The organism is Aquirufa sp. A-Brett2-15D, from assembly GCF_054558735.1.
Genome location: NZ_JBSKFT010000005.1, coordinates 1,042 through 4,346, shown reverse-complemented (window position 1 = coordinate 4,346; position 3,305 = coordinate 1,042). Strand labels below are relative to the sequence as shown.

The 3,305-nt window shown below is 41.3% G+C and carries 1 protein-coding gene; it reads right to left on the bottom strand.

The window, feature by feature from the left end:
• Nucleotides 1-3,305, bottom strand: a 3,305-nt coding sequence (locus ACST14_RS10870; RefSeq protein ID WP_459463470.1) for a beta strand repeat-containing protein, incomplete at both ends; no start/stop codon positions are given.

Sequence of the window (3,305 nt, the reverse complement as noted above, 5' to 3'; positions counted from 1 at the left end):
AAGGCAGTAGTTGCGATTGCAGTGGATGCATCACTCGCACCTTGTGTTACAGCTATTGTTCCTGTAGGTAGTGATGGTGTTCCCGTAAACACCGGTGATATAAGGTTCGCCTTTAAATTTAATGCCGCTAGTTGAGCTGTACTGACAGGCTTATTAACATCGCTCGTATTATCTATATTACCTAATCCTAAATTCGTTCTCGCATCTGTACTATTTGTCGCATTCGTTCCTCCATTTGCTATCGCTACTACTCCCGTAACATTCAAGGCAGTGCCACTCACATTACCTGTCACATTACCCACCACATTACCCGTTAAATTTCCTGATAGTGTGGTTGATACGATAGATGTAGTTGATATACTTCCAACAGAAATATTTCCTGTCGCGCTTCTCATTACCAAAGTACTTGGCGTGTTTATAGTAGTAGCTGCTTCCACTGTTGTGATCGCATTCGCAATGCTTGTATTAGACTTCCCACCAACACTAACTACCGTAGGACTTAAAAAAGTCCCGCCTAAATCTCCTGCTAATACAATCTTACCCGCCGTACTGGACGTAGCACTCGGTACTCCTGCCGCAATATTCGTAGTAGTAAATGAATTATTGACAAACGCTGTGGTTGCTATCGCAGTGGATATGTCTCCTGTCCCTTGAGTTACAGCTATCGTTCCTGTAGGTAATGAAGGTGTTCCCGTAAACACGGGTGATATGAGGTTCGCCTTTAAATTTAATGCCGCTAGTTGAGCTGTACTGACAGGCTTATTAACATCGCTCGTATTATCTATATTACCTAATCCAAAATTCGTTCTCGCATCTGTAATATTTGTTGCATTCGTTCCTCCGTTCATTATTGGTAATAGTCCTGTAATGTTAGCTGAAGTTCCGGTGACATTACCAATAAAACTTGTGGCCGTAATCGCTCCTGCCGCAAAGCTACCATCACTAGCCCTTTTGACTAAAGTATTCCCTACATTCAGTGATGATGGATTTAAATAATTGGCACCCCCTGGAAGTGAAGAAATTGCACTCTGAACAAAAGCCGTGGTTGCAATTTGCGTATTATTTGTAGTTGGATCAGCGTTAGTTGGAGCAGTAGGTACTCCTGACAAAGCTAAACTAGGTGCAATTGTTGTGGTAATTGATCCTGAACCTGAACCGGTGACCGCACCCGTTAAAGTTAATGACCCAGCACCTCCACTAACTCCGCTAATTAAAGTATTGACAAAAGCCGTTGTTGCAATTTGATTACTATTTGAATTTGCCGCAGGAGCTGGCACTGTAGGAGTACCAGTGAACGAAGGTGAATTTATAGTTGCCTTTAATGCAAAATCTGAGATCATTGAAGTGATACTCGATGTATTCGAGGCAATCGATGTAGGCAAGGTCGCTATGGTCGTTGAACTTACCCCTCCCACACTATTTACAGTAGGTAGATCTGCCGTGCCTCCTAAATCGTTAGTTAATTTAAGCTTGCCCTTGGTTGTTGAATTAGCATCAGCTATTGACGCTCCTCCCACTAAAGTATTAACAAAGGCAGTTGTCGCAATTTGATTGCTATTGGAATTTGATGCAGGAGCTGGCACCGTGGGTGTACCTGTGAACGATGGTGAATTTATCGTTGCCTTTAATGCCAAATCTGCGACAATTGATGTGATACTCGACGTATTCGAGGCAATTGAATTGGTATTAGAAGTTATGCTCGATGTATTTGTAACTACTGAATTAGTTAAGGAAGTAATACTCGCCGTGTTAGCAGAAACAGATGAAGGCAAGGTAGCTATGGTCGTTGAACTTACCCCTCCCACACTATTTACAGTAGGTAGATCTGATGTTCCTCCTAAATCATTTGTTAATTTAAGTTTACCCTTATTTGTAGCATCAGCATCAGGTGTATAAGTCCCCCCAATCATGGTAGATACAAATGCAGTTGTCGCTAATTGTGTTGTACTAGTTCCAGGAGCTGCAGTAGGAGCTGTAGGCGTACCAGTAAATGATGGTGAAGCAATAGTTGCTCGTAAGGCTATAATTGATGTATTTGATGTGATGCTTGCCGTGTTTGATGCAATCTTAGTATCTAATGATAACTCTGCATTTTGAGCTCTTGCAATTTCAGATGTAATACTTGACGTATTGGAATTAACTCGCGTATCGAGTCCTACAATTGAACTGGTATTAGAAGTTATGCTAGCTGTGTTTGCATTTACTCCATTCGTCAATGTTAGTTCTGCAGCAGTTGCTCTATTAATTTCTGCGGTAATGCTTGCCGTATTAGATGCTATTGAATTCGTATTTGATATTATGCTGGCAGTATTTGCTGCTACTGATGCAGGCAAGGTCGAAATGGTGGCTGAACTTACTCCTCCCACACTATTTACAGTAGGTAGATCTGCCGTGCCTCCTAAATCGTTTGTTAATTTAAGTTTTCCCTTAGTTGTTGAATTTGCATCTGATGTATATGTCCCTCCAATCATGGTAGATACAAATGCAGTTGTCGCTAATTGTGTTGTACTTGTCCCTGGAGCTGCAGTAGGTGCCGTGGGTGTACCAGTGAAGGATGGCGAATTTATCGTTGCCTTTAATGCCAAATCTGCGACAATTGATGTGATACTCGACGTATTCGAGGCAATAATATCTGTATATGAAGTTAAGCTCGAAGTATTTGAAACTATTGAATTAGTTAATGAAGTGATGCTCGCCGAATTAGCAGCAACAGACGTAGGCAAGGTCGCAATGGTCGTTGAACTTACCCCTCCCACACTATTTACAGTAGGTAGATCTGATGTTCCTCCTAAATCATTTGTTAATTTAAGCTTACCCTTAGTTGTAGCATCAGCATCAGGAGTATAAGTCCCTCCAATCATAGTAGATACGAATTCTGTTGTGGCTAATTGTGTTGTACTAGTTCCAGCAGCTGCAGTAGGAGCTGTGGGCGTACCAGTAAAAGATGGTGAAGCAATAGTTGCTCTTAAAGCTATATTTGATGTATTTAATGTGATACTTGCCGTATTGGAATTAACTCGCGTATCGAGTCCTACAATAGAATTGGTATTTGAAGTTATACTAGCTGCGTTTGCATTTACTCCATTCGTTAATGCTAATTCTGCAGCAGTTGCTCTTGTTATCTCAGCAGTAATACTACTCGTATTGGAACTCACTCGTGTATCGAGTCCTGCAATCGAATTGGTATTTGAAGTTATACTAGCTGCGTTTGCATTTACTCCATTCGTTAATGCTAATTCTGCAGCAGTTGCTCTTGTTATCTCAGCAGTAATACTACTCGTATTGGAACTCACTCGTGTATCGAG